Source organism: Chryseobacterium sp. MIQD13, assembly GCF_050496705.1.
In the GTDB taxonomy this organism is placed as follows: domain Bacteria; phylum Bacteroidota; class Bacteroidia; order Flavobacteriales; family Weeksellaceae; genus Chryseobacterium.
In genome coordinates this window covers 410,823-436,169 of sequence record NZ_JBNWAF010000003.1, presented here as the reverse complement: position 1 = coordinate 436,169, position 25,347 = coordinate 410,823, and the positions used below count along the sequence as shown (strand labels likewise).

Sequence of the window (25,347 nt, the reverse complement as noted above, 5' to 3'; positions counted from 1 at the left end):
AAAAACAAATAAAAAATACTAAAACCCTGTATATGAAAAAACTACTGTACACACCAATGTTGTTATTGACATTGTTCTGCTTCTCTTCGCATTTTTACGCTCAGCCAAAACATGCTTTACCACAGGTAACACCCCATTCTCCTAATGCGGCAAGCCTGGGCAAGTATGGAGAAATTCCAACGACCCTAAGCAATGGAAGAATTAACCTTGAAGTTCCATTGCTGACATTTAAAGTGGGCTCTTTTGAGCTGCCTGTCAGCCTTACATATCATAATAATGGGTTAAAGGTCGATGAAATCCCTTCCTGGGTAGGTCTCGGCTGGGATTTAACAGTGCCGGGCGTTATTAATTACAACCAGCGTGGGCTCCGTGATTTTTCACCAACAGGTATTTTTAGCAGTGTATCAGCAGATTCACTTACAAAATACTTCAACAATGAAATGAGCCCATTGCGCAAGGCGGTATATTTTGAGCAATTAATGAATGGGCAGCGGGATGGCGAGTACGATATGTACAGTTATAATTTTCTGGGCAGAACCGGGTCGTTCTACCTGAACAAAAACCAGAGTGTTGTTACCTTCCCTAAAAATGATTTAAAGATAGCCAGGTATGATGATGTGTCTTACGAAATAACCGATGAAAGCGGCAACCGGTACCTGTTTATTACAAGAGAGTACAACAAGGCGATTTCAGGTGAGGAAAATTCAAACCCGATATCGGAGTTTGAAGGCTATGCAACGGCTTATATTACGCAGATTACCACTGCTGATAACCGTATTATAAACTTTGATTATGACACTTACAGCATGCCATATTCAAGAACAAGCAAGAAAATATCTGTTAACGCATTTCCAAAACCCAATAGTGCCTGTCCCAGTCTTGATTTTCTTACGGCCAACACTACTTATTATGACCACCAGATGCTGCTGCTGAAAGCTATCACCAGCGATGATGTGAAAATGCAATTTGTTCATAGTGCTGTAGGCAGGAGTGATTTAAAAAACATCAATACGGCAATCAATGTTCCGTATTTAAGCAAAATCATTCTTACAAAAAATAATGTGCCCGTATCAGAAGTAACATTAAATCAAAGTTATTTTCTAAACACCTATGGCAGGTTAAAATTAGACAGTATTACTATAAAAGGCAATGACAATGCAGTCTCCAATGCGAATACATGGCGATTTACATATTACCAGGTGGAAGGTAGCTTTCCCAATTACTTTACAACAGCAAAAGACCATTGGGGATATTATAATGGCAATGGTGGGGTAACCTCCATTCCACAAGCTAATAATTATTCCCAGATGATTGACCATTGGTCATCCAGTAATGAATCATTCCTTACAAACAGGACGAGTAATTTTGAAAAATCGAAATTGGGTATGCTGGAGAAGATAACCTACCCGACTGGAGGCGTTACCGAATTTATTTATGAAGCCAACCAGTTTAAGTTCAGCAGCAGCGATGCCAGCGTTACCAGTAACCCATTCCTGCTTATTCCGCCTACAACATCCCAGGTGCAAACGACAATATTGGATGTTAATACAAATAATAATGCTGAAGAGTATGGAAGCTTTACGCTCACTGCCAGCACCCAATTACATATAAAAGCAGAAAGGGCGTATGATCCTCAGAACCTGGTTGAATCTTATGCGGTATTATCTAATACTAATCCCGGCAATAATCTTTTATATAGTATAACACCTGTTGTGGCCTATGGAGTGGAGACAAGAGAGGGTGACATGACCCTGCCTGCCGGTACTTATTACTATGCATTAAAACGAGGTGAGGATGAATTTGCCACAAATGGCTATGCCTCGATGGTTATTTCAAAAATAACAACTGTTGAAGTTACAGATATTCCCTATACAGTAGGAGGAGGAAGGATCAGCCGCATTAATAATTACTTAAATGGACAAAAGGTAGGAACAAAAAAATTTGAATATAATGATAAACTGTCCGAACTGGTCTTTGCCAACCAGCCTTATTATTTGAGTAAACAGGAAAAAGGGACTACTTATGAGGGTGGAGGTTTTGGATGCGGCAACTGCGGCATCTATAGTTTTCTTTATGATGAAAGCCTGTTGCCATTTTCCGGAGATCCTCTGGAATATGTTTATGTAACAGAATATGATGATGAAAATGGTGTATCCGGCAAAACAGCGTATAAATTTTCAACTGCGGAGAACCTGCAGCAACAGGTTGGCGCTCCTTATCTGCCGCCATTTGTTGCCACATGGCGTTCAGGCAAACCTCTTGAAACAAAAATGTTCAGGAAAAATGGCGCAGCTTACGATCTTGTGCAACAGAACAACCAGGCATTTACCTATACTTATCCTTATGATTCCCTTACACAGGGTTTAAAGGTTGACTTTTTCTATCAATGCGATATACCTGCATCGGCATTAAATCCGCTTACTGGTACTTCCAGCACCTATTCGCCGATTGTAATAAACTTTCAAACCGAAAAGTATTATCCTTCGGCTACTACCAGCACTTATTATTCCGGTAGCGGGAGTTTTACCCAAAGCTCGGTTTTCAAAAACACATCGGCGAGGCATGTTGAACAGACAGATGCGGCTAGTCTGAATGCAACTAATGATACTATCAGGGAAAAAACAAAATACTCTTTTGATTTTGGTCCAATCGGTACAGCGAATGATGATATTACTGCAGGGCTGAAAACAGTGATTGATAAAAATAAATTAATACCTGTTGAAAAAGTTACAGTCGAAGACATTAACGGTGTTAAGTATGTAACGGGTGGAGAGCTATACACTTTTAATGCTTCGGGCTTATATGCTAAAATGTACAGGCTCAATATAGAAAAACCGGTATTGGAAAGCTCGTTTACCTATGCTTCTGTTCAATCCGGCCTGTTTGTTAAAGACAGCAGGTATAAAGAAAAAGAGCTGTTTACCAAGTATGATGAATATAATAACCTGTTGGAAAGCAGGTCCAGCGATGATGTTACATCCTCTTACCTGTGGGGCTACAATAAGCAATATGCTATTGCCACTATTACAGGGGTTAACTATGCCACTCTTGTATCAATTGTGGATACCCTATTACTGAATAACCCTTCTTCCACTGAGGCACAGATGCGCACCGAACTGGGCAAGCTGCGAACCGACAGCAGGACAAAGGGAGCACTTATAATCACCTATACCTATAAGCCGCTTGTGGGTATTACCAGCGTAACCGATCCTGCAGGAAGAATAAGCTATTATGAATATGACAGCTTTAACCGGTTAAGGTTTATAAAAGACGAGCAAGGCAATGTGGTTAAAAAGATTTGTTACAATTATGCCGGTCAGCAAACCGAATGCAATTAACCCTACCTATAAAACAAACTCCAAAATTTTAAACTCATGAAATATCAATATATAAAGACATTACTGCTTTCAATAGTAGTGTTTGCCACCGGCACCTTAATGGCACAGCCAACATTACCGGCTCCCTATGCTGCGGGCACACCTGTTAATTATATCCGCACTTATGATGCCAAAGCGCCGGTTACCAACGGTGATAACCTGAACATTAATACCGGGCTGCATACAGCGCAGGTAAGCACCCAATATTTTGACGGCCTGGGCCGCCCATTACAAACGGTGATTAAAAAAGGCTCGCTGGTAACAACCGATCCCAATAATCCTGCTGATACTACTAGTGCTAAAGATTTAGTAACACCTTTTTTGTATGATGAATATGGCCGCGAACAATATAAGTTTTTACCCTTTGCTGCCACTACCAATAATGGCCTGTTTAAAACAGACCCCTATGTGCAGCAGCAAAGTTTTATGAGCACTAAGTATGCGGCCCAGCAGGAAAGTAATTTTTACGGACAGACTGTATTTGAAGCCTCTCCCTTAAACAGGGTAATGGAAAGTTTTGCTCCCGGTAAAAGCTGGGCGGGCAGTGCATCCCAGGCGTTGGAAGCTAATCGTCGCAGCATTAAGACAAAATACTGGATTAATACAGCTGCTGACAGTGTAAGGATATGGACGGTTTCTTATGCTGCAACTACCGGCGACTGGACCAGCTATAGCAGTAGCAGTATGTATGCCGCAGGTAGCTTACAGAAAACCGTTACGGTAAATGAGCATGGTAAGCAGGTGGTAGAATTTAAGGACAAACAGGAGCGTACTGTGTTAAAAAAAGTACAGCTTATTGCCAATACTGATGATGGTACCGGCAAGGGCCATAGCGGCTGGATATGCACTTACTATATCTACGATCATTTTGGCAATGTGAGAGCGGTCATTCAACCGGAGGGGGTAAGGCAGTTGACAGTAAACAGTTGGCAGTTGACAGCCACTATAATTGCGGAGCAGTGTTTCAGGTATGAGTATGACGAGCAACAACGCATGATTATAAAGAAAGTACCGGGGGCAGGCGAAGTGTATATGGTATATGATGCCCGGGACCGTGTGGTGATGGCACAGGATGCCAATATGCGCACCAACAGCCAGTGGCTGTATACCAGGTACGATACTTTAAACAGGGCTATTGCTACGGGAAAATGGTTCAGCGCGACATCATTCGTCACGCACAGAACACAGGCAGCCAGCAGTATCAATTATACAGATAACCTTAGCGGAGCGGAAGAGCTGACAACCACTTTTTATGATAATTATGATTGGGTAGCCAATCCTGCCTATTCGACGGACATCCCTTCAAATTTTGCAGATTATGATAACAGCCTTGATGCAGGCAATTTACTTACCCCGTCGAATACTGCTTACCCTTATCCTCAAATCAATACAAAAGATAGCAGGACAAAGGGATTAGTGACGGGCAGTCGTACAAAGGTTCTTGGTTCAGCCAACACTTTTCTGTACACCGTAAACATTTATGACGCCAAAGCAAGAATTATACAGGTAAAAACTATCAACCACACTGGAGGTACCAATGTTACAATCACTCAATATGGCTGGGCTGGGCAGCCATTGGCGATGATTGTTAAGACCAGTAAACCAACCGGTACGGCTATGAGTAATGCACTGGTTACCTACAATACTTATGATGCTTTAGGCAGGCTAACCAAAACAACCAGTAAGGTGAATAACAGTACTGTTAATAGTGGTGCATTTAGCCCGGAGAAAATAACAGCGCAAAATTATTATGATGAATTGGGACAGTTAAAAATAAAAAGACTGGGTGTAAATGCAAGCAATGTGGCGCTGGAAACCCAGAACAATGATTACAATATACGTGGCTGGTTGCTAGGCATGAACCGGGATTATGTAAAAAGCGGCGTAGCTGCTAGTGCCAATTATTTTGGTTTTGACCTGGCTTATGATAAAACCAGCAATAGCAATTATACAGCAGGCAGCTATACCAATACCAATCTTAACAGTTATGTGCAGGCAATGTATGATGGCAATATTACAGGTATGACCTGGAGAGGACAAAACAATGGCGCACCTATCCGCAGGTATAATTACAGCTATGATGCGGCCAACCGTATTATGAAAGCTGATTTTACACAATTTAATGGCAGCAGTTATACAGCAGGAACAACAGGTGTTACCGGAAGTGTAAAATATGATATGCAAATGGGCGATGGCACTAACCCCGCAACAGCCTATGACTTTAATGGTAATATTAAGAAAATGGTGCAGTATGGGTTCGTTGCAGTTAATAATAACTCCATTAAAATAGATGACCTCAATTATAATTATAAAAACAGTGAGGGTTCTAACAAATTGGCAAAGGTTACCGATGGAGTAACCACGGTAAATAACCTGGGCGATTTTACCAATGGTACTAATGGAGATGATGATTATGATTATGATGTAAATGGCAACCTTATATTGGACAAAAACAAAGGCATCAGCTCCATTACGTACAATCACTTAAACCTGCCACAAACAATAACTGTTACAGGTAAGGGAACAATTGAGTATATTTATGATGCCAATGGCAGTAAGCTAAGTAAAAAAGTTATCGAAGGGGCCAGCCAGAAAATAACCAATTATGTGGGCGATATGGTGCTGGAAGGCAGCAATGGCGAAGTTCTTTCTTTTGTTGGTTCTGGTGATGGACGGATGAGGCCGAATAGCAATAACTCTGGTTGGATAACAGATTATTACCTAACAGACCATTTAGGGAATGTAAGGGCGTTAATTACTGATGATGCTTCTTTATCAAATAAGCTGTTAGAAGAATCCAGTTATTATCCATTTGGATTAGTACAGAAAGGAATATCCAGTATGAACCCAATCGCTTCTTTGCAAAATAAATACAAATACAACGGCAAGGAAGAGCAAGCCGAACTTGGTTTAGACTGGCTGGATTATGGTGCAAGAATGTATGATAACCAGATAGGAAGATGGCATGTAGTTGATCCTTTAAGCGAAAAAATGCGCAGGCATAGCGTTTATAATTATGCATTTGATAACCCGATTAAATTTATAGACCCGGATGGGATGAATCCTAATGATATTATTCGTGTAAATGCTCAAGGATATATAACAGCAGTTGAGAAAGCAGAAGGACCACATAAAGTTGTAAATGAAAAAGGTCAAGAATTAAAGTTTAATGATCAAGAATTTGACCAGAAGCAGCTAGAAGTAATAATTGGAGAAGAGAGTTTTAGATATACAGCAGATTGGTCTGGCGAAGATAAGACAAGGTTATATACCTCTTTTTCTGATGAATCATTGGCAAATCTGCTGAATGAAAAAAAGATTAGTGAGACTTTAGTAAAAATGGCATTTCTTCAAAATGCTGGATTTCCGGGAGCTCTTATGGCGGCAGCGTATTATTATAAACTTGGTAGTGGAGATTTTGATTTTGCAGATGATATGGCTGAAATTTCAAATACGAATGGCAATGCAAATCAAGGAGCAGGAGTTTTTCCACCTGACGGTACAGGAGCCTTTATCAAGTTTCAACAAGATGATATTCTCTATAATGTTTACGACGCCGGGAATTTCGCTACCGGTCTGGCCTTTGGATTAATTGGCACTACAAACCAAGAAGCAAGAACAGGTGCACATATCAATAGCCTCGTTTCATTTGAAGGTCCTGATACTGATGCAGATCAGAGAGCCGTGAAAAAGGGAGGCATTTATAAGGGTATTACGTGGAAAATGAAGTAGAAAATATATTCTTATGATAAAAGAAAAAGTAGAATTAAATGCGATTATGTCATTTGGGATTTTTACACTTTGTTTAATTAAGTTCCTAATTGTCAATCATTTTGAAATAGTGTCTCCTTTAGGGCCTCCGAATAGAATAATTAGCTGGTTAATTATTCTCCCTTTATCAATTATCGGATTGGTACTTTCTCTTCGAATAATAAAGTCAAAATGGGTAACCAACAAAAATGTTTTAAAAAATCCAAATGTAATTCTTTCTCTTCCATTGGTTTTATATTGGGTGTTTTTACTAGCATTACTATTTTACTCTTTTATTTTAGTATTATTAGATAATTAGCTATGAGTTATACATTTCTTCTTGAATTGTAGATTGTAGTAAAAATATAGGGTTATATTAGACGGTAACAACTATATAGGAATTCATTGAATAACGAAAAAATACTAAGTGTGAAAAGAGCAGGTATTAACACCAAGGCTATCATTTCGTTCTGTACATTTGCAATTGCAATTCTGAAAGATATATTAGTTAACGGTTTTGAAATTATTCCTGCAAGGTCACGTTTAAACTGGCATTTGACCTATTGCTTTATAATGCCGCTATTAATTATAGGATTGGTTTTATCAATATGGGTCCTCTGGTCCAATTATATAAAGTATAAAAAATTAAAACAGCCATTCTTCGATATTAGTTTTTTTCTATCGTTTCCGACTATTCTCTGTTTTGTATATGGCTTTTTTCTTTTGTGTATCTTTTATCTAACGATTAATTAGACAGTATAAAAATAATCCATTATAAATAGCGGCTTTCTTTTTGCTCCTTTTTCTTGCGGCGCAATACGGCAAGAAAAAGGAGTTTTTGTAATATGGCAAATTACGTGTTACAAAAATGCCCTTTTTATATAAATAAGGGCACTAAAAATTTTTATCAAGCAATAATTTTCACGCTATCAAAAGACAAATTCTTTCCAAGTCTTTTATAAAAGTGTTCAAGTTTAGTCCTGTCGAGGTCACAAAAAGCTCACAATTTTTATTGTGAGCTTTTTTGTTTTTAATCCTTCAATCTCTTATCCAATTCCCTTTTCAGAAATCACAAAATATACAGAAATAGGCTTTTCAATATTTTAGAGTCTGGTACATTTTTATGTATGCAGGCTGCCTTTATTTTCATCAGCATTTCCTGTTACTTTTTATTATGTCTTTCTTATCCCAATTAGCGTACAATATATTACGCTTACTAAGGGAAAGTATACATTTATTAATTTGTAATCAACAGCCTTTCCTTATTGAATTACATTGCAATAACAAAACTAAAAATAATAAAACATGAGTCTTGGCTTCTACCCTATTTGTTAATTAATAATCCTTTTTCATTTTGACTAAAGCATAATGTCAAACCGTCAGTAACCTTACTACCGGCATTGTTTTCGTCATTTATAAAAATAATTCACACAAAAGAGTAACAATACTTACTAAAATAACACCTATCAAGAAAAAAACATACTATCCAACAACTATGTAAATTTCAATTAATGAAGAAAATAATTTATGCTTTCATAATTTCTATTATTGCAGCTTTTGTTCTGAACAAAGTGGTTTATCAGGAAATTCCTCAAAAGGAAAAACAGAAATTACTTTCTGAGGTTACGCATTATAAACATCCTGTTAAGAGTATTTCCATGGAATACCGTGATAACAGTGATCTTAAAGTACTGGATTCTGTTTTAAAAGACAATCAGGTATTGATGCTGGGAGAAAATACTCATTATGACGGGGCCACTTCTCAGGCCAAAAGCAGACTGATCAAATATCTTCATGAGAACCTGGGCTATAATGTTGTCCTGTATGAAGCCGCACAATATGATACCTGGATTATGAATGAGGAAATGAACAATCACAGCATGAAAGTTCCTGCAGATTCCATTGGCGGACTGGGTCTTTTCTGGTTCTGGTGGGCAACTAATGAAGCAGAACCGCTTATTAAATATTATGAGAAGACTAAAATTTCCGGTGCTCCTATTGAGCTCGGAGGTTTTGATATTCAGTTTACCGGAGACAACCTTTCCGGCAGACGGGGCAAACTTCTGAAGGATTTTTTAAACAAAAACAAGATCAATATTAACAGCTTTCCCGTTTTTAACAGAAACATCAATGAACTCGAGAATTTAACCTTTGAATATTATACAAATAAACTGCTTAAAGGAAATCAAAAAAATGAACTTCTCAAAGAGATCACCAGGCTTGAGCAAACCGTTCTGAAGCTGGAGAAAACATCTGAAAATATAGTGTATGCCCAATATCTGCATGATATGAAAAATAATTTTCAGAAGTCCTGGAAATACAAACCGGGGTCAATTCCCAGTATGCAGTTCAGAGATTCTCTGATGGCCAGAAATCTTATTCATCAGATTGATTCTGTGTACAAAGATAAAAAGGTCATCGTATGGTGTTCCAATATCCATACTTTCTCAGAAAGGTATGATAAAAACTATCTTCCATTGGGAACTTATATCAAGAATAAATATGGCAAAGCTTCTTATATGCTTGACTTTTCATCTTACGCTAAAAGGAGTGAAAAGGGCAATCTCATTAACAGACCCGGAAAATTTGCCATTGAAAATATATTTCACGAAACAAAAACCCCTTATTTCTTTATCAACTTAAGGAATATTCCCGAAAGCTCATTATTAAGAAAGGAGTTTGTATCTACAATCAATCAGGGAATTGATCAGAAAAGAAACTGGAGCCGTTCTTTTGACGGGATCTTCTATATAGACACGAATACCACTTTAACATTACGCAAAAAATAATGGAAAGCATAAAAACACAGGACCTGAGCTATGCTATAGGCTCTAAAATGATTTTAAACAATATCAGCCTGAGTGTCCCTGAAGGCAGCATCTATGGCTATCTGGGAAGAAACGGAGCAGGAAAATCCACTACGATAAAGCTTCTTCTAGGGCTTCTGGAAGAAACAAGCGATAAAATTTTCATTCAGAATAAAAGTTTAAGCCAAAACAGGACAGAGATTCTTTCTTCAACAGGAAATCTTATAGAATCTCCTTGTTTTTATACGAAACTGACGGTTTTTGAAAATTTAAAATATCTGGATATTATTTACAATAAAGGCAGTAAAAGAATTAATGAAGTTCTGGAGCTGGTAGATTTGCACAGGGAGAAAAAGAAAAAAGCCAGCGCCCTGTCTATGGGGATGAAACAGCGTCTTGGAATTGCTATGGCCATATTTCATGATCCAAAGCTGCTGATTCTTGATGAACCTTTAAACGGTCTTGATCCCCAGGGAATTTTTGAAATGAGAAAGCTTTTCCAGAATCTGAATGATCAGGGAAAGACTATTTTTCTTTCAAGCCACATCTTGAGTGAACTAGAAAAAACAGCCACTCACATCGGGATTATCGAGGGTGGAAAAATGATTTTTCAGGGAACAAAAAATGAACTGCTGAGCCAGGTTGAAAAGAACATTATTTTAAAAGTAAACAATGGAGAAAAGGCAGCATCCGTCCTACAGGGAACTTTTTCTGTTTCTCAGAACGAAAACAATAAAATTTCAGTAAAAACCAATGATGATAAGGAATTCAATACGCTCCTGAAAACGATGATAGAGAATGATATTGAAATCTATGACATAGAGTCTCAAAGTGCCAATCTTGAACAGATCTTTATTAACTTAATTTCTAAAAGCCATGACTAATACTTTCTATAAAGCCTTTTCTTCTGAGCAGTATAAACTTTCCAAAAACAAAGAAATTTTCGGAATACTTCTCATTCCCGCTCTTGTTGTTCTGGCTATTACATTCTATATCATTTATGACGTTATCAGCTCCGGAAGTGCGGAAGGAAACGGAAATCCGTGGAAACTGACACTGGGAAGGTATGTATTTATGTTTTTTTATCTGCTCTACCCTATTCTGGTTTCTCTTTTTGTTCATGCCTGCTGTGATGTGGAATATAAGAATAATAATTATAAGATCCTGTTCACGATTCCCGTTTCAAAATCGAAAATTTTTCTTTCCAAAGCATTATTTATCCTGATAACGGTTTTGTTATCCATCCTGCTGTCATATATTGTATTTCTGGGAAGCGGTTATGTTTTAGGGATTTTTTTTCCCGACCTAGGTTTCCAGAATTATGATTACAGAGAAGTGATATTTTATGTTTTCTTAAAATTCTATATCACTCTTTCTGCTATTGCAATGGTACAGCTGGCTTTGAGTCTGGTATTCAAAAATTTCATTTATCCTATCGGTTTCAGTATGTTCATGCTTCTGTTTTCAGGAATGGTAAAGGACAAAATGTTTTCAGATTTTTTAGTTTATACCGGAGGTTTTAAGTCATATGAAAACTTTATGGGTGAAAACATTTCCTTTGAAAGACTTGATTACTGCAATATAGCTGCTGTATTTATTTTTACAGCAGTAAGCTTTTATCTGTTTGTCAGGAAAAAAGGAAATTAAAATATTTATCATACTCTCCGGAATTTAAGATTCCGGAGAGTTTTTTTTAACGGAAATTCTTCTTAGGAAGGGCCGGTTTGGCTTTTGTATCTTTAAAAAGGGCCATATATAATCCTTCTAATTCTTTTGGAGGTCTTCCTGCATCAAAACTTGATGACTCATATACCTTACCATTGGCCGTAATCAGAATACTGGAGGCTAAAGCTCTGTCTGAAAACCTTCCTTCTGAAGAAGACTTGAATGATGCTATTTGATCAAGATTTATTATTTCAGCCTGTTTTACAATGGCTGCCCAGTCTGCAGTTGACAATGCAGAAACTGATACATTCCCGTTTAAAGATGTTGTTTTAGAGCCTGGAGTAAATGTAATGAGTCTGTTGGTTCCTCTCGTCTGTTCTGTTACCTCGATCTTTTCAATCTTAGATTTTTTCTGGGCAGTATTTGATGCAGATTCACCTGAATTTCCTTTTTGCTGAGAAGTACAGTTCACATTACACAAAACAATGGAAATAAATGTAATTAATAGCCTGATATTCATTTTATGTTTTTTTGAAAATTTAATTTAAATTATTAGTAAAAATAAATATATTTACAATATTAATTAAAATATATTTAGATGAAAGAGAAAATTACTTTTAAATTACCGTTTTTACTTTTTTTAACTTTTTTCTATTTTGCTTTTGGTCAAAGAAAAAATCTTAATGATAAGATTGTTTTTGGCAAAACCTATACTTTGGATGAGCTAAAAAAAGCAAACGGAGTGATCAGATGTGCTTCCTCAGAATATGAAGCCATGCTGCAGAAAAAAGATCCAAACAGAATGACTGAAAGGGAATTTGAAAACTGGATCGGACCATTAATTGCCAATGCAAATAAACAGAGCAACAAATCTCAAAACGGAGGAATCATTACAATTCCTGTCGTAGTACACGTTATCCATAGCGGACAGCCTTTAGGTACAGCTCCTAATATTACCGATGCACAGGTACAGTCACAGATCACTGTGATGAATAATGACTATAGAAAAATAACAGGTACTCCGGGATATAATACCAATCCTGTAGGGGCAGACACTATGATACAGTTTGCACTGGCAAAAGTAGACCCTAAAGGAAACCCAACGAACGGAATAGACCGTGTAAACCTTTGTCAACCTTCCTGGTCTACTTCAGTTATTGACAGTTACGTAAAACCTGTTACAATCTGGGATCCTACAAAATACATGAATATGTGGAGTGTTAATTTTTCAGATGATACCCTGCTTGGTTACGCACAATTCCCTTCCAATTCCAATCTTGCAGGACTAGACGTTGATGGCGGATATGCAGATACAGACGGAGTTGTTGCCAATTATTCTACATTTGGAAGCATTACTTATAATGACGGAACTTTTTTATTAAATGCTCCTTATAATTTAGGAAGAACAATGACCCATGAAGTAGGTCATTTCCTGGGTTTAAGACATATTTGGGGAGATGATACCTGCGGAGATGATTTCTGTGCTGATACCCCTACTGCCCATGAGGAAAACTATACATGTAATACTACAATAGCCAGCTGTGACAACCCTTCTGTTTATGAAATGGTTCAAAACTACATGGATTATACAAATGATGCATGTATGAATATTTTTACCATCAATCAAAAAGACAGGATTACAGCAGTAATGAACAATTCACCGCGAAGAATGGAGCTAAAATCATCCACAGCTGACATTGCTATTCCGCTATTTGCAAATGATGCAGAATTAAAAGGTGAAAGAAACTGCAATGAAACATCATGTGCTGATTCTCCTGCAATAATTACAGCCCAGTTCTCCCTATATAACAGAGGAACAAGCCCTCTTACAGCTGCTGTTATTACTTATTCCGTAAATGGAGGTCCTCAACAGACTACTAACTGGAGCGGAAACCTAGCTCAGGACAAGTATGCTATCATCAATATTCCTTCAGGAGCAGGAGCAGGCAGCATTTCAGCTAAGATTACCTCTGTAAACGGAACTGCAGATCAAAGAGCAAGCAATAACTATTCATCCGTAGCTTTAGGAAACACTGCACCTGTAGCAAGTACAAACTTTACATTCGAACTACAGCTTGATTATTTTGGAACAGAAACAACATGGGATTTAAAGAACAGTGCAGGTACTATATTATACAGTGGAGGAGGCTATCCTGACAGTGTTCCCAATTTCCCTGCTCTTATTACTCAAAACTGGGTTCTGCCTCTTAATGACTGTTATACTTTTACTATCAATGACAGTTATGGTGATGGTATCTATGATTATGACGGTTTTTATAGAATTAAAAACTCAGCAGGAGCTATCGTAGTTGCAGGAAGTGAATTTACAGACAGCCAACAAAAACAATTTAAAGTATTGGGAGCATTAGCTACGAATGAAGTAACAAAAGATAAAAATACAGCAGGTATTTATCCAAATCCTGTAAATGACATCTTAAATGTTACAAATATAGCTGACAATACCAAATATGATATCTACAACGCTGTTGGACAAATTGTAAAATCCGGCTCTATTGAAGATCAGAAAATACATGTAGCTGAATTGACAAAAGGAACGTATTTCATCACATTCAAAAACGACAAGAAAACAGAAAGTGTAAAATTTATAAAAAAGTAAATCAAATTTTATAACTTATTTCTTACACTGATAATTAATCCTTCGGAAAATTCCGGAGGATTTTTTATTTATCTTAAAACTTTATACAATTTTTAAAATCTGGACGTCCTTATCGATAAGACACTGATATTTAACAGACAATATCATCTGTTTACAGAAAAGTACTATTTCCCGTAACCATTACCTTTTGATCCACCTTATTTTTTAATCAATCTTTTCTTAAAAATATTTTTATTATTCAAAAAAAGTTTCTATCTTTGCACTCGCAAAAACGAAGTAAAATTCGCTTAGATGACCATCAATCGGGGCGTAGCGTAGTCCGGTCATCGCGCCTGGTTTGGGACCAGGAGGTCGCAGGTTCGAATCCTGCCGCCCCGACTTTTTTTTAGTAATTTTTCAAAATTATTTAATGGGTGCGTAGCTCAGCTGGATAGAGCATCTGCCTTCTAAGCAGACGGTCAAAGGTTCGAATCCTTTCGCGCTCACTTAAAAAAGACTCAACAGAAATGCTGAGTCTTTTTTGTTTTTTTACATGATCCTTTTTTATAAAAAACCACTGTAATTCTACAGTGGTCTATTTTAAAATGTGATCTTATTTAAGTTTATAAGAGCTTCCGTTCCAGAGATATGTTTTGTAAGATCGCTTTTTCTTTTCGCGGTCTTTATCATCTTTTTCCATTTCCTCCATTTTAAAGATAAAAGCATTGGGTGTTCCTCCTTTATCATTAGGAAAAACAAATTCTTCAGAATGGTAATATACATCAGCATCACCAACGTTCATCAGCTGCGGCAGGATAACCAGTTTTTTATCTTTAAAGAAAACGTACTGATCATAGCTTGCAATTCCGCATGCTTCACCGGAAACCATAGCTTTAAGGGTCAATTCTACATTTTGAAGCTTATGACCACTTTCAATGGTAAACGTGGCATAGCTTAGCTCTTCTCCCTTTCCTGTATCAAAGTATACCTCATCAATTAAAGTGGTACCTTCAATAACTTTTATTCCGGCAATATTCTGCTTTACCGTTTCATTATAATCTTTATTCTTCCGGTCTACTGTTTTAGAAAGCCCGAAAAGAAAGTCGTAGCCATTTTTATTTCGGTATCCTACACAAAGATTTCCTCCCCAGATATAACCTTCCGAAACCAGGTTTCCTTTCTGATAAGAAACTTTATACCAATTGGCTCCTCTTTCCCCCAGCCTGAGAATTGTTTCTTCTTTTTTAAGAATCATTACCTGTTGATTGGTTTGTAATGAATCCGTTACTTCAGATTTTACATCCGGCTCTCTTCTTACCCTGGTCCAGTCCGTAAAAATTTTCTGGGACTTATTTTCCTCAAAGCTGAAAACTCCGTCAGCATAGACCGTATTTTGTTCCTGCGCAGAAAAAAACTGCAGGAACAACAGGCATAAAACCGTCAATAAAGATTTCATATGTCTATTTTGCTTCATTATTTTTCAAGTAGGAGACTTACCCATTCTTCACGCTGAAGCTTCTTTTTAAGCTCAAGCCCACTTTCTTTACATACTTCCAGGATATCGTCCACATCAAAGAAACACAGTCCGGAAAGCAGTAGTTTTCCACCTTCATTCATTACAGAAACATAAGTTGGAATATCGGAGATCAGGATATTTCTGTTGATATTTGCCAGAATGATATCAAAATGCTCTTTGCCTAAGTTTTCTGCTGTTCCCTGTTCAATATCAAGCTCCACACTGTTTCTGGCAGCATTTTCTTTTGAATTTTCTACAGACCATTCATCGATATCAATAGCTTTTGTATCTCCTGCACCATTTTGTTTTACATAAATAGCCAGTACAGAGGTTCCACAGCCCATATCCAGCACTTTTTTATTGTTGAAATCAATATCCATCATCTGCTGGATCATCAGGTGTGTAGTAGGATGATGTCCTGTTCCGAAAGACATTTTAGGCTGGATGATGATTTCATGCATTCCCGGTACAGATTCATGGAATTCTGCCCTGATCAGCACTTTATCATCAATATTGATGGGTGAAAAGTTCTTTTCCCATTCTTCATTCCAGTTGATGTTTGGCATTTCTTCGAAAGTATAGCTGATCTGTACATTTTCGTTCTCAAGAAGAGGAAGCGTTTTAAGTTCTTCTTCTTTAAACAGCTCTTTCTGGATATATCCTAAAATTCCGTCGATTTCTTCTGTAAAGCTGTCAAAACCTATTTCGATAAGCTCTGCCATTAATATCTCGTTCCATGGCTGTAACGGAGAAATCTTGAAATTGAATTCTAAATAATTTTGCATTGAGTCAATAATTTAATGCAAAAATAAGGATGTTATTACTGTTAAAAAAATTGAAGTGCTATGAGTAATTGCATATTTTGAGAATAATGGTTTTATTTAAACGCAAAGACGCGATTTTTTTGAAAAGATATATGTTTTTAAGATTGCAATGACGTTGATACTTAACAGAGGCTGGGGAAATTTGACTATTTTATATTTTGACTAAAGCCAGATTAATTTGTATTAATTAAAAAAGCGGGCTAAAGCCCGCTCCTATTGAATATTTTATTGTTCAGTTAATTTACTGCATAAATCTCCTTTACGGATTCGTTGAGAAAATAGAACCATTGGCAATCAATGCTCTTCTGTTCATTTTTAAAATATCCCTTACCCATTCTGCAAAATCTTCAGGTTGAAGTACTTTATCAGGATTTCCGTCTGTAAGTCCTCCCTGGATACTCATATCAGATGCAATTGTACTTGGTGTCAAGGTGATCACACGAATATTCTGCTTTCTCCATTCTGCCATCATCGACTGTGATAAAGAAACTACCGCTGCTTTTGATGCCGCATAAGCCGACATGTTCGGACCGCCTTTTAAACCCGCTGTAGAAGCCACGTTTACAATATCCCCCTCTCCTTTGGCTTTCATAAACGGATGAGCTGCTTTTGCCGCGTAATATACTCCGAACAGATTGGTTTTAATGACCTGCTCCCAGGTTTCAGAAGGCATTTCTTCGATAGTTCCGAAATCTCCGATCCCTGCATTGTTGATCAGAATATCAATACCTCCCAATTGTTCCGCCAAAGACTCTATTCCTGCTTTTACCTGAATTTCATTGTCTACAGAAAAAACAGCATATGTTGAGTTCACTCCCAGTTTTTTGATTTCCTCAACCGTCATTTTAAGATTCTCTTCGTTTCTTCCGGTAACAGCAACATTTACTCCTTCATTAGCCAAAGCTAAGGCAACTGCTTTTCCAAGTCCTCTTCCGCCACCGGTTACGATGGCATTTTTTCCATTTATATTCATAATAGCATTGTTTCGTTTTGCAAATTTACGAAAGATCATTTTTACAAAGCCCGAAGGAGATAGATTTAATAGAATTTTAATAGCATCTGCATTCTTCTTTAACCACAAAAGTCACAAAAGTTTTTTTGACACTTAAGTTATTTTAGAGCCTGATGATTCAAGGATAAAAAGTTCACTTAAGTTCCCTATTCTTTAAAAGACATAAAAAAATCTGCGTAATCCGTATAATCTGCGAGAGATAAAAATATTAATTATAAAGATAGAGCAACTTTAAAAATAAAGATTCCAGAATTGGCAACTATTGAACTAATGGGCAAAAATTCCCCTCCCATGGAGGGGTGGCGAAAATTCAAAGAATTTTTGACGGGGTGGTTTAAGCCACAAACATTTTAAAATCAAAAAAAACAAAACCGACTTAAAAAAGCCGGTTTCTGTTGAAAGTATAGTAGTAAATGAAAAGCTAAGGAATCTGTACAGCATTCTGTACCTCGAATTCTTCAAAAGCCGTAAACTGATTTCCGTACATATCTGAAGCTTTCACCTCCAGTTTATGTTTTCCTAAATCAAGCTTTTTAGGGAAACCTGCAGTCCAGATGTGCTTTGACATTTCAGGGTTGGAAGGTCTTCTTCCCGGAAAAAGATTCTGCGTGGAATCCCATTTGAATACCGAAAGTGCGAAATTTGGGTCTACAGATTCATCGTATTCCATTTCTTCCCAGTTTCCGTTGTCTACCCTGTATTCCACTTTATCTTTTTTACTTCCTATAAAGAAGTTGGCCAGGATTTTCGCAGAAGTTTTCGAAGGATGAGGAATTACTTTCGGGACATAGAGTTTGATCTGATAGTCATCAGGTTTTCCGGCTGTTTTGTATTTAACTTTATATTGGTTATCGTTAAAGCTGATAAATGAATATCCTTTTGCTGTTCCGTCTCTCATCGTTGAGGTTGGTAATCCTATTTCGTCGGCTGTTCCTGACCACCAGTCGCCGCAAGTAGTCCCAACATTGTATTCGTGAAGGTCTTTTGAACCGTTCCAGCCAGCCTGCTTTCCATAAAAAATCTGCTGCTGAATGTGTGTATGAGCCGATAAAATCAATGCATTCTGGAAAGGTGTCAGATAATCAAATAATTTCTGACGGTCTGCATTTCTGAAATTATCTTCGTTTTTATGCTCCAAAGGAATGTGGAAAGAGACAACGATCAGTTTATTCTTATCAACCAGTTTCAGATCATTTTCAACAAATTTCAGCTGATCTTCACGGAACCCGCCCCAATAGCCTTTCCCATCTCTTGGATCGGGATACAGAATATCGTCTAAAATAATAAAATGTACATTTCCATAATTGAAAGAATAATTAGCTGGGCCGAAGTTGGATTCAAAGGTTTCATCTGAGAAACGGTCTTCTTTAGCATCATAATTCATGTCATGATTTCCCATCACGTTATACCACGGCAGTCCTATTTCTTTCATTACATCGGCATAAGGTTTCTGAAGGCTGAGATTATCTCCCACCAAATCTCCTAAACTTATTCCCAGTACTGCATTTTTTTTGGTCCCTTTTACTTCATTTACGATTGCTCTTTTGAAATAATCAAGCTCTTTTTCTGTATAGGGCTGAGGGTCTCCGAAAACAAGAATATCAAAATTTTTGTTTTCTTCTTTTTTGTAAAGAGGAAAATTCAGCTCTTTCGGAAGCTCTCCGGTTGGCGCCGTTCCTTTGTATTTAAAATCAGCAGGTGAGCCTTTCGGTTTATGGTGATAATAAAACTGAGGTAAATTATTACTGTTTAAAGCAACCTGGTATCCTGACGGCTTGATCACAAAGATTGTCTGATCTTCCTGAACAGGTAAGCTGTATCTTCCGTTTTTATCGGTAAGAACCACCTGAATTCCATTGGAGACTGCAACTCCTTCAATTCCTTTTTCGCGGCTTTCTTTTTTTTGGTTTTTATTACTATCTTCAAACACGTATCCTGAAACAGAATCCTGTGAAAATGCCATTGCAGAAACCAATATACAAGGCATTAAAAGTTTTATACTGATACTCATTTCTTTATTCTTATTTTTTATTTTTTAATTTACTTATTCCACCACATTTTTACATTGATATTATCTCCGCCCATAGCCTGTACCGCTGCATTGTAATTTTCAGTATTCATCACTTTTGTAGTGGTAGGATACATGAATCTTACCGGCATTACTCCACCATTCTGCAATCCACCGTTATTAGGAAGCACAGGAAGTTTTGTACGTCTGAACTCATACCACTGCTGATGATCTACAAAAAACAGGGAAATATATTTCTGAAGCATGATCTTCTGCAAAGACCCATCATAAGCCACATAACCATTAGTGAAGTATCCTGCAGGAACGGTAGCTCCCCACTGTTCAATGATAGATTTCACACCTGTTTCGTAAAATGTTTGCTGACTTCCCGCGATAACACCTCTATTAACAAGTTCTGCCAAAATAAACTGCACCTCGGAATAAGTCATGATCAAAACTTTTAACGGTGCTTTTGCCAGATTTTGATTCAAGTTAGAAGGCTGGTAATTGAATATGGTTCCCAAAGCATAACCGGAAGGGGCTCCTTTGTAGCCTAAATCTGCTCCTGCTGTATTTTTAGCTTTGGTAAAGAACATGGCTAATCTCGGATCGTTATTATTTTTCAGAGCATCTACGAAAAACTCACCTGCAGCCCTCGATGTTGTAAAATCCTGCGGACGGGCAATTGGCGGCAGATATGGAGATATCCCGGAAAGAGAAAGGACAGCACTGTCATTATTATTCTGAAAAACAGGATATTGTGAAGGATTATTCACGATCTCCTGGATTCTTTCATACACATTCACTTCTCCGTTTTTGCTTAAGATTCTCGTCAGAAGTCTTAATGAAAGCGAATTACAGAATTTCTTCCATCCTAAAATACCCGTCTGGCTATTGGCGTTGGCATTATAAAAAAGATCTGTTTCCGAAAGAGCTTTTGTAGCATCAAATAGAGAATTGGCTGTTTTCAGATCATCTAAAAGCTGCACGTAAATATCTTTCTGCCTGTCATATTTAGGCTTTAAAATTCCTTCCTCACTTCTTCCGGCTTCAGAAAAAGGAATATCCCCAAAAGCATCAGTAAGATTGGCTGTAATCCATGCATTAAGAACCATTGATATGGCGAGATAGTTATTATTCTCTTCCTTAATGGCATATTTTTTAAGATCACCGACTTGTTTCAGCCACCTGTAGGAATTATCCCAATATCCTGCCCCGCTTTTTTCGTTAAAATAATATCTGCTGAATGTATTCCCTTCATTAGGAAAATCCAGGGCATCCTGCATGATATCGAAGGTAAAATCATCTGCCTTGTTATATCCATAGCTTCCCATTTCATATTGGATAGGCGCCAGAAGACTCCCTACAGACGGGTCCTTGATTCTGCTGGTATCGGTATTAATTTCTTCAAAGGTTCTGTCGCACGAGTGAAGGGCGAAAACAGAAACGGCCAATGTAAGATTTATGATTAATTTTTTCATTTTCTAAGATTTAAAATTTAAGATTTAACTGAAAACCAACTGTTCTTGCGGTAGGAAGCTGTCCCATTTCAACACCGGGAGTAATAGTTGCATTATCCAGAGTTGCCACTTCGGGATCAAACATCGGGAACTTGGTCCACATCCACAGGTTTTTACCGAAAATGGCCAGAGTAAGATCTTCAAGTCCCAGAGGCTGTATCATATCTTTTGAGAAGGAATAGGATATTCTTGCATCTCTGAGTTTGATAAAATCTGTGCTGAAGCTGTTGGTTTCCACATTTGCCCTTCTGTAATAATCTCCGTAATATGATGAAACCGTCACAGCTTTGGTATTTGGACTGTAGCTTCCGTCAGGATTCTGGACGACGCCATCTCCAATAATCATCCCGCCTGGGTTTTCTCTTCCCGGAAGTGTAGATTTAAGCTTACCTTGCTCAGACATTTTATGATGGGACTGGGAGTAAGCAATACCGCCGTACTGCCCGTCAAATGAAAAGCTGATGGTAAAGTTTTTAATTTTAAAATCATTCTGAAGACCTGCTCTCCATTTCGGGAATGCATTTCCTACTTTTTCTATTCCTGCAGGAATTTCTGTTAATCCGTCCCTGTAAACAACTTTTCCGTCAGGTGAACGAAGCAATTTGTAACCGTACATGTCTCCAAGAGAACCGCCGACTTCCATTTTATAGAAGACTACACCACCTACGTTCGAAACAATTCCGTCAAATCCTTCAGGAACGCTCATCACCCGGTTTTCGTTGGTAGACCAGTTTCCTCCGATCTTCCATGAGAAGTTTTTAGATTTTACAGGATAAGCATCCATTGAAAGTTCAAGCCCTCTGTTCCTGATTTTCCCGGCATTGATGATTCTTTTGGAAAATCCACTCTCATTAGGCAAGGACACGGGAATGATCTGATTTTCACTGACGTTTTGATAGGCTGTAAAATTAAGGTTCAGTCTGCTTTTGAAAAGGCTGAAATCCATCCCGGCTTCAATATTGGTATTTTTTTCCGGCTTCAGAGCAGGATTGTTGAACGTGGTTGGAGATATTACACTTCCCGTGATATTACTTGCTGTGTAATAATTATCCAGCAAATAGGGATCACTGTCTATCCCTACTTTTGCCCATGAGCCTCTCAGTTTCCAGAAATTTAAGCTATTGCTTTTCAGATTAAAGATATCAGAAAGAATGAAGCTGGTGCTTACCGATGGGTAAAAGAAAGACCTGTTTGCTTTTGGAAGTGTGGAGCTCCAGTCATTTCTACCTGTTACATCCACAAAAATCTTATTGTCATATCCTACTGTAAATAAACCATAAACACTGTCTACCTGCTTATCCCTCGGAACCGGATATTTAACGGGAATCGATAAGGCATTGGTAAGGTTGTATTCGCCTGCGGTTTTTAAACCGATAGCCTGGTAATCATTCATTACATATTCATTATAACGCATACTTCCTCCGGCGGAAGCTGACAAACTGAATTTGTTCAGATCAATTTTATAGGAGAATAAAAGGTCATTATTATACTCATGGTTTTTGATAAACTGTTCCCTATAATATCCTTTTAAATAGTTTGCAGAGCTCCAAGGTCTTCTAGTAGTTCTTTTTTCATTTAAAATTTCAATACCGGACCTCAGCATCAAACTGAAATTATTATTGAACTGATAATCTGCTGTAATGTTTCCCGTAATGGTCTTTTTCTTTACACCATTCAACATTTCATAAGCAATAAGATATGGGTTGTCGATATAGGAACTGAACGGGTGTATTTGGTCAACCTGCTCCTGACCATATTTCCAGATAGGTTTATACCACTCAAGATCTACATTGGGATTCTGGAAGATCATAAAGTAAGAGATCGACTGGTTGTTATATCCTGTAGCCGGAAGATTGTCACTGGTTGTTGTATTATATGAGAATTTCGTTGAGATCTTTAATTTCTTTGTCAGCTGATGAGCGAAAGAGAGCGCCAGATTGAACCTGTCAAAACCTGTATTAGGCATCATCCACTCATTATTCAGATAGGTAAGCGATGTTCTGAAACTTGTCTTTTCGTTGGAACTTTCCAAAGAAACACTGTTTGAATAAGTGGAACCTGTTCTCCAAAAGCCTTTGATATTGTCTTCATAAGGTCTCCACAGCTGTCTTTCTTTGCTCTGGCCCTGTACGGTAGGATCATACTGAAAATAATATTGTCCGGCAAATTTGGGCCCGAATGCACTACTTGTTCCGCCTGTGCTCACTCCATCTGCTGAAAGACCGTAAGAGTAGTAAAACTGACCTGCAGAATTTTTAGCAAGTGTTCCCTGGCCGTATTCGTATTGCCAGTCCGGCCATTTCAGTACCGTATCAAAACTTGAATAGGAATTAAAAGTTACTTTCAGCTTACCGTTTTTGGTTTTTCCTGATTTTGTAGTGATCATCAAAGCTCCGTTGGCAGCTCTTGAACCGTATAAAGCCGCTGCAGAAGCTCCTTTCAGAACGGTTACAGACTCAATATCATCAGGATTGATGTTGTTCAGGCCGTTCCCCATATCGATAGGAACGTCCCCTCCGGAACCCGCACCATAGGCAGGTGTATCGCTTCCTGTTGTGGAATTTCCCATAGGAACACCATCTACAACGATCAAAGCATAATTATGATCCATCATAATGGATTTTTCACCTCTGAGCGTGATTCTGGCAGTTCCCAGCGGCCCTGCTCCTGCTGTCTGAACTTTTAATCCTGCCACTTTCCCTTCCATCGACTGCGCCCAGTTGTTGTTCTGGGTTTCCTCAAATGTTTCGGAGCCTACTTTTTCAGCAACGTATCCCAAAGCTTTGTCGTGTCTCTTGATTCCCAAAGCAGTTACCACCACTTCATCAATACCTTTAACAGTATCTTTTTTTACTTTCTGCTGAGCTGCCAGATTGACACTGACTAATCCTAACAGTGACAAAACCAACAGTTTCTGTGTCTCTTTACGCATATCCTTTTTGTTTGCGCAAAATTAAAACTACATTATGGCTATGATTTTAATACGATTTTAACATTTATTAAAATATTATTAAACAAAACATGAACACAATTTTAACATACTACACATAACATTGATAACCAAACGTTTAAATAATTAATAATTTTTAATGTCGGTTTACAGTTTCATTAATGTATCTTTATTGTCTTGCTCTGGGAAAATAAACAAAACTCTTTCAAATAAGAGGAATTTGATCAATTTCTTTGTTATTAATCAGACTTACTATTCTGAGGTTTCTTTTTTAACGCAAAGTTTCATTTAAATACTTATTATTCGAGATGAGCAAAGGTGATGGCTTCGCCATTGATTAAGCTGTCGGATATTACACGCTTAGTCGAATCAATCAAAGATTGATTTTCTTCTTTGCATTCTTAAATTGACAATGTTATTATAAAATCTTTGCGTCAAAAAGAATCACTCTATATTTACTCCTGTATAAATCAAGTATATAAAAAAAGCCTGTCTTCAAAAATAGACAGGCTGTAAATTATTATCCGGCTTTATTTTTAAGCCTAATCTGTTATTTATTCTTTAACTGATCAGGAATATTGGTAGTGACAAAGCCGATTCCCTGCTTTTTTAACTCGTCATAAACCGCAGGATCATTTACTGTCCATGAGTTTGTGATTAAGCCTAAGGTCTTTGCTTCCGAGATCCATGTCGGATTTTTCTGGAAGACACTGTAATGGTAGTCCATGCCGTCAAGACCTTCTTTTTTGATCTGCTCAGGAGAAAGTTCCCCGTTCAGGTACTGTACTTTGAATTTCGGTTCCAGTTTTTTGATCTGCTTGCAGATATTTAAGCTGAAGGAAATATATTCGCTCCGCCCTTCCAGCTTCATATCCTTGATCATTTTCAGGGTTTTCTGAGTGATCTCGTTTTCTATTTCGGGAGTTTTGGCAGGTTTGATCTCAACGATAAGCTTTAAGGAAGGATCTTTCTTACCCTGCTTCAGGTAATCTTTCAGTGTTGGAAATTTTTCACCGTTAGAAAGCTTTACTGCTTCCAGTTCTTTGAAATTGGTTTCAGAGATTTCCATTTCTCCGTGATGCTCATCGTGATTAATGACAAGAATACCGTCTTTGGTCATTCTCACATCAAATTCAGATCCGTAAATCTTTAGTTTCTGAGCATTTTCCAAAGATTTTAAAGAATTTTCCGTGGTAGGCGGCTGGGCCTGGAAATAGCCCCTGTGCGCGATAATCTGGGTTTGTGCCTTCATTACAACTGTGCTTAAAACTGCTAACCCTAAGATAAATTTTTTCATAATATTATTTCATTATTAAATAAAA

At 37.6% G+C, this 25,347-nt stretch carries 14 protein-coding genes and 2 tRNA genes; 8 read left to right on the top strand and 8 right to left on the bottom strand.

Going from position 1 to position 25,347, the window contains the following annotated elements; all coding sequences use genetic code 11:
* Window positions 1-32: 32 nt before the first annotated feature.
* The 5 genes from ACQWU4_RS14295 to ACQWU4_RS14275 all read left to right on the top strand — a co-directional run bounded on the left by ACQWU4_RS14295 (window position 33) and on the right by ACQWU4_RS14275 (window position 11,581).
* Window positions 33-3,338 carry a hypothetical protein gene (locus ACQWU4_RS14295; RefSeq protein ID WP_429936424.1) on the top strand — a complete coding sequence of 1,102 codons (3,306 nt, stop codon included), beginning with the start codon at window positions 33-35 and terminating at the stop codon, window positions 3,336-3,338.
* Window positions 3,339-3,374: 36 nt separating this feature from the next.
* Complete coding sequence (locus tag ACQWU4_RS14290) at window positions 3,375-7,109, top strand: DUF6443 domain-containing protein (RefSeq protein WP_429936423.1); 3,735 nt, start codon at window positions 3,375-3,377, stop codon at window positions 7,107-7,109.
* A gap of 1,529 nt (window positions 7,110-8,638) precedes the next feature.
* Window positions 8,639-9,916 carry an erythromycin esterase family protein gene (locus ACQWU4_RS14285; protein WP_429936422.1) on the top strand — a complete coding sequence of 426 codons (1,278 nt, stop codon included), beginning with the start codon at window positions 8,639-8,641 and terminating at the stop codon, window positions 9,914-9,916.
* A complete protein-coding gene (locus ACQWU4_RS14280) occupies window positions 9,916-10,818 on the top strand; it encodes an ABC transporter ATP-binding protein (RefSeq protein ID WP_429936421.1) in 903 nt (300 codons plus the stop codon). The genes ACQWU4_RS14285 and ACQWU4_RS14280 overlap by 1 nt, the downstream gene beginning before the upstream one ends.
* Window positions 10,811-11,581, top strand: coding sequence for an ABC transporter permease (locus tag ACQWU4_RS14275; protein WP_429936420.1), 771 nt, complete (start codon window positions 10,811-10,813; stop codon window positions 11,579-11,581). Before ACQWU4_RS14280 ends, ACQWU4_RS14275 begins: the two co-directional genes overlap by 8 nt.
* A gap of 46 nt (window positions 11,582-11,627) precedes the next feature.
* Here ACQWU4_RS14275 and ACQWU4_RS14270 read toward each other — a convergent pair whose 3' ends face one another.
* Window positions 11,628-12,119, bottom strand: coding sequence for a hypothetical protein (locus ACQWU4_RS14270; protein WP_429936418.1), 492 nt, complete (start codon window positions 12,117-12,119; stop codon window positions 11,628-11,630).
* A 78-nt stretch (window positions 12,120-12,197) separates the two neighbouring features.
* Between ACQWU4_RS14270 and ACQWU4_RS14265 the strand changes: the two genes are divergently transcribed.
* From ACQWU4_RS14265 to ACQWU4_RS14255, 3 genes are all read left to right on the top strand, one after another.
* Complete coding sequence (locus tag ACQWU4_RS14265; protein ID WP_429936417.1) at window positions 12,198-14,216, top strand: M43 family zinc metalloprotease; 2,019 nt, start codon at window positions 12,198-12,200, stop codon at window positions 14,214-14,216.
* 303 nt (window positions 14,217-14,519) lie between these two features.
* A tRNA-Pro gene (locus ACQWU4_RS14260) sits at window positions 14,520-14,594 on the top strand.
* Between the two features lie 33 nt (window positions 14,595-14,627).
* Window positions 14,628-14,701 (top strand) — tRNA-Arg (locus tag ACQWU4_RS14255).
* Between the two features lie 107 nt (window positions 14,702-14,808).
* Here the strand turns inward: ACQWU4_RS14255 and ACQWU4_RS14250 are convergent.
* The 7 genes from ACQWU4_RS14250 to ACQWU4_RS14220 form a co-directional block, all read right to left on the bottom strand.
* A complete protein-coding gene (locus tag ACQWU4_RS14250) occupies window positions 14,809-15,651 on the bottom strand; it encodes an SH3 domain-containing protein (protein WP_429936416.1) in 843 nt (280 codons plus the stop codon).
* Window positions 15,652-15,668: 17 nt separating this feature from the next.
* Window positions 15,669-16,496 carry a 50S ribosomal protein L11 methyltransferase gene (gene prmA, locus ACQWU4_RS14245; RefSeq protein ID WP_429936415.1) on the bottom strand — a complete coding sequence of 276 codons (828 nt, stop codon included), beginning with the start codon at window positions 16,494-16,496 and terminating at the stop codon, window positions 15,669-15,671.
* A gap of 298 nt (window positions 16,497-16,794) precedes the next feature.
* Window positions 16,795-17,508: a 3-ketoacyl-ACP reductase gene (locus tag ACQWU4_RS14240; protein WP_429936414.1), complete on the bottom strand. Its 714-nt coding sequence runs from the start codon at window positions 17,506-17,508 to the stop codon at window positions 16,795-16,797.
* 460 nt (window positions 17,509-17,968) lie between these two features.
* Window positions 17,969-19,534, bottom strand: a complete 1,566-nt coding sequence (locus ACQWU4_RS14235; protein ID WP_429936950.1) for a calcineurin-like phosphoesterase C-terminal domain-containing protein — start codon at window positions 19,532-19,534, stop codon at window positions 17,969-17,971.
* A 53-nt stretch (window positions 19,535-19,587) separates the two neighbouring features.
* The gene (locus tag ACQWU4_RS14230) at window positions 19,588-21,036 is read right to left on the bottom strand and encodes a SusD/RagB family nutrient-binding outer membrane lipoprotein (protein WP_429936413.1); all 1,449 of its coding nucleotides are present in this window, start codon (window positions 21,034-21,036) and stop codon (window positions 19,588-19,590) included.
* Window positions 21,037-21,046: 10 nt separating this feature from the next.
* Window positions 21,047-24,007: a SusC/RagA family TonB-linked outer membrane protein gene (locus ACQWU4_RS14225; RefSeq protein WP_429936412.1), complete on the bottom strand. Its 2,961-nt coding sequence runs from the start codon at window positions 24,005-24,007 to the stop codon at window positions 21,047-21,049.
* Window positions 24,008-24,575: 568 nt separating this feature from the next.
* Window positions 24,576-25,322 (bottom strand): glycerophosphodiester phosphodiesterase family protein, encoded by a 747-nt coding sequence (locus tag ACQWU4_RS14220; protein WP_429936411.1) that lies wholly within the window; start codon window positions 25,320-25,322, stop codon window positions 24,576-24,578.
* Between the last annotated feature and the right edge of the window lie 25 nt (window positions 25,323-25,347).

What these genes read in the sequence shown, in the direction of transcription:
- ACQWU4_RS14295 (WP_429936424.1), top strand. Translation starts at nt 33, where the DNA reads ATGAAAAAACTACTGTACACACCAATGTTGTTATTGACATTGTTCTGC.
- ACQWU4_RS14290 (WP_429936423.1), top strand. Translation starts at nt 3,375, where the DNA reads ATGAAATATCAATATATAAAGACATTACTGCTTTCAATAGTAGTGTTT.
- ACQWU4_RS14285 (WP_429936422.1), top strand. Translation starts at nt 8,639, where the DNA reads ATGAAGAAAATAATTTATGCTTTCATAATTTCTATTATTGCAGCTTTT.
- ACQWU4_RS14280 (WP_429936421.1), top strand. Translation starts at nt 9,916, where the DNA reads ATGGAAAGCATAAAAACACAGGACCTGAGCTATGCTATAGGCTCTAAA.
- ACQWU4_RS14275 (WP_429936420.1), top strand. Translation starts at nt 10,811, where the DNA reads ATGACTAATACTTTCTATAAAGCCTTTTCTTCTGAGCAGTATAAACTT.
- ACQWU4_RS14270 (WP_429936418.1), bottom strand. Translation starts at nt 12,119, where the DNA reads ATGAATATCAGGCTATTAATTACATTTATTTCCATTGTTTTGTGTAAT.
- ACQWU4_RS14265 (WP_429936417.1), top strand. Translation starts at nt 12,198, where the DNA reads ATGAAAGAGAAAATTACTTTTAAATTACCGTTTTTACTTTTTTTAACT.
- ACQWU4_RS14250 (WP_429936416.1), bottom strand. Translation starts at nt 15,651, where the DNA reads ATGAAATCTTTATTGACGGTTTTATGCCTGTTGTTCCTGCAGTTTTTT.
- prmA (WP_429936415.1), bottom strand. Translation starts at nt 16,496, where the DNA reads ATGCAAAATTATTTAGAATTCAATTTCAAGATTTCTCCGTTACAGCCA.
- ACQWU4_RS14240 (WP_429936414.1), bottom strand. Translation starts at nt 17,508, where the DNA reads ATGAATATAAATGGAAAAAATGCCATCGTAACCGGTGGCGGAAGAGGA.
- ACQWU4_RS14235 (WP_429936950.1), bottom strand. Translation starts at nt 19,534, where the DNA reads ATGCCTTGTATATTGGTTTCTGCAATGGCATTTTCACAGGATTCTGTT.
- ACQWU4_RS14230 (WP_429936413.1), bottom strand. Translation starts at nt 21,036, where the DNA reads ATGAAAAAATTAATCATAAATCTTACATTGGCCGTTTCTGTTTTCGCC.
- ACQWU4_RS14225 (WP_429936412.1), bottom strand. Translation starts at nt 24,007, where the DNA reads ATGCGTAAAGAGACACAGAAACTGTTGGTTTTGTCACTGTTAGGATTA.
- ACQWU4_RS14220 (WP_429936411.1), bottom strand. Translation starts at nt 25,322, where the DNA reads ATGAAAAAATTTATCTTAGGGTTAGCAGTTTTAAGCACAGTTGTAATG.